Source organism: Microcoleus sp. LAD1_D3 (assembly GCF_036702135.1).
GTDB lineage: Bacteria > Cyanobacteriota > Cyanobacteriia > Cyanobacteriales > Microcoleaceae > Microcoleus.
On the sequence record NZ_JAUBSB010000141.1, the window covers coordinates 1 to 2,516 of the forward strand.

Consider the following 2,516-nt stretch of genomic DNA (forward strand, 5'->3'; position numbering starts at 1 on the left):
AAGTTAATAGTTGGGATTCAATCCAGTCAAGCAAAACTTTCCATTATATCATAAAATTATTTTGCAAGAGGTCTAATGAATGAGGTAGAATGTCGGTATCATTATTTTTGAGATAGGCAAGCGTGTAACAATTATGCTGCCTATCTTTTTTTAGCACACATGGGCTCAATCCTTACAAAGGTATGGGTTTCAGGCTGGTTGTTACCCCCCCAGGGCAAATATATGAAAAAGGGCTAAAATGAAAAAGCTAGTAAAACTGTGAAAAAAGATGAGGTAAAAAAAATGACACCCGAAGACCAACAACGCCTAAAAGCACACTTAAAAGGGGTAGCAGAAATTCTTTACAGAAATACAGATTCAACCGAACTTTCAAATTTTGAAAGTATCGAAAATTCTCTACGTCAAAAAATGTTAAAAGAAGTTGGGCCAGAACTAGGTAGGTTTTTTTTCAAAAGTATCAGGAATTAAAACAGGAAGACAGCGAACCGTAAAATCATTAGTCGGGTTGCTGAATATTACAGACAATCAGGCGAAATATTTCGGGCTAAAACCTTATAGTCAACTCAGTCCAATGATGGAAAAGTGCGCTCTGATAATCCGCGCCAACGAGTCTTATGAAAAAGGAGAAAAAGATTTAGAAACATTCACAGGAATCCCAGTTTCTCATAGTACCTTACAGAGATTAGTAAACAGCCAAGAATTTGAATTGCCTACATCTAAACAAGGAGTCCAAGAAATTACCTTAGATGGAGATAAAGTCAGGCTACGAAACGAAAACAAGGGTGAGCCATGTTATTAGAAAGATTATAAAGCCGTGTGTTTAGATAATGTTTATGGCAGAGCATTCTTTCAAAATAATCAAGATTTAATTGATTGGAGTAATCGCCAAAAATTGCTACATTTTATATATTGTATAGGGGATAGTCATCCCGGAATTTGGAACTTGTTTCAAGAAATTGGAGGGACTGAACAAAGACAAAAAATCTTAGATTGGTATCATCTGAAAGAAACTTTGTACAAAGCCGGGGGTTCATTGAAACGATTAAAACAAGCCGAAAGTCTGTTATGGTCGGGTCAAGTTAATGAAGTTATCAATTTATTTAAAGAGTTGAAAAGAAAAGGATTTAAAACATTTTGCAATTATTTAGAGTTCCATCGCAACCGAATAGTTAACTACCGATACTATAAAGAAGAATCTTTAAGTTCTATCGGTTCTGGAACAGTGGAATCAACGATTAAACGGATTGGACGCTTGGGTGAAATTATCGGGAGCGCAGTGGAATATCGAGAGTGTTTCCTCTATCCTTTCTCTTCGCTGTGCTTATCTCAATGGTCAACTTTCTACTTGATGTATCTGCAAAAGTGAGATGCACCCTTTGTCAACTCCTTTGGTATGGTAATTTGTAAAAATGAACGCCAGCCCTTTGCTGACATTTAAGTATTCTAATGAGTCAACTTCATCTTTGTCAGTGATAAAAAGTGACAAAAAGTGAGAAATAGTAGCAACATCTTGGAGAGTGTGCTAAAATCCATCCACAGCAATGTGCGCGTACGATCAAAGTGTCATAAACCATGCGAGCACAACCTCAACTCGGACACTACCTTTAAGAGGATTTAACCCATGACTGTGGATGAAGCTCTCGCCATTGTCGAAACAGTCCTAGATGACGACGAACAGTTAAACGACGTGCAAGAGCTAATTTTCAAACAGTCCTGGGAAGGCAGACAGTCTTATGAGGAAATAGCTAAACTTTCTAAATATGATGAATATATTAAAGCCGCTGGCTATAAACTCTGGAAGTTACTCTCAGACGCTTTTGAGGAAAAAGTAAAAAAAAGTAATATTAAAGCAGTTATAAAACGATACTTGCGGCGCCATCAAGTGACTTTACATCGAACTCAAGTTATAGGAGTTAATCTCAGCGGTGCTAACTTAAGCGGCTCCAGAGTATTATTCGCAAACTTAAGTGAATCAGATTCATCGGCAGATTTACACGGTGCAATTATAACTGATAATAAGACGGCATCAGATAAAATCATCAAGGTTGAAGACGCACATAACGAGGGAATTTTGTCGAGCATAAAAGAACGCATTTATCACTGGAATGATTTGCGCTTTCACAGCCAAGAACCAGTTAAAATAGCCGAAGCGCTCGATCGCACAAACACCCTCTTTTTCCCTAACTCCAAAGCCCACCTCACAACACCCGCAGGCCGACAAAACCAAGAACCAGATTTCCTCATATTCCACCAAGACAAATGGGGTATTCTGGAAATATGCCATCCCGACACAGAAAAAGATGAAACGCGCGATCGCCTGTTTGCATCCCACATTCCGCAGATATTCAAGCAGATTTAATTTCAAAGAAATTCAGAATTGCCAAAACCTCAAATGATTGCTATGCAATCATTTGAGGTTTTTTTAAGGTATAATAATTTGTGCCAGTATAGCAACCTTAAAAACTATGAAAAAGCCCTCTGAAGCTATAAATATCGTAAATTTAGACCATTTGGGA

1 protein-coding gene and 1 pseudogene are annotated in these 2,516 nt (G+C 37.8%); both read left to right on the plus strand.

Features of this window, described 5'->3' with window-relative positions:
• Positions 1 to 282: 282 nt before the first annotated feature.
• Positions 283 to 1,349, plus strand: a pseudogene (locus tag QUA74_RS29585) (ISKra4 family transposase).
• 272 nt (positions 1,350 to 1,621) lie between these two features.
• Positions 1,622 to 2,359 carry a pentapeptide repeat-containing protein gene (locus QUA74_RS29590; protein WP_333336318.1) on the plus strand — a complete coding sequence of 246 codons (738 nt, stop codon included), beginning with the start codon at positions 1,622 to 1,624 and terminating at the stop codon, positions 2,357 to 2,359.
• Positions 2,360 to 2,516 lie beyond the last annotated feature (157 nt).

Coding starts and splice junctions, on each gene's coding strand:
- QUA74_RS29590 (WP_333336318.1), top strand. CDS start 1,622: ATGACTGTGGATGAAGCTCTCGCCATTGTCGAAACAGTCCTAGATGAC.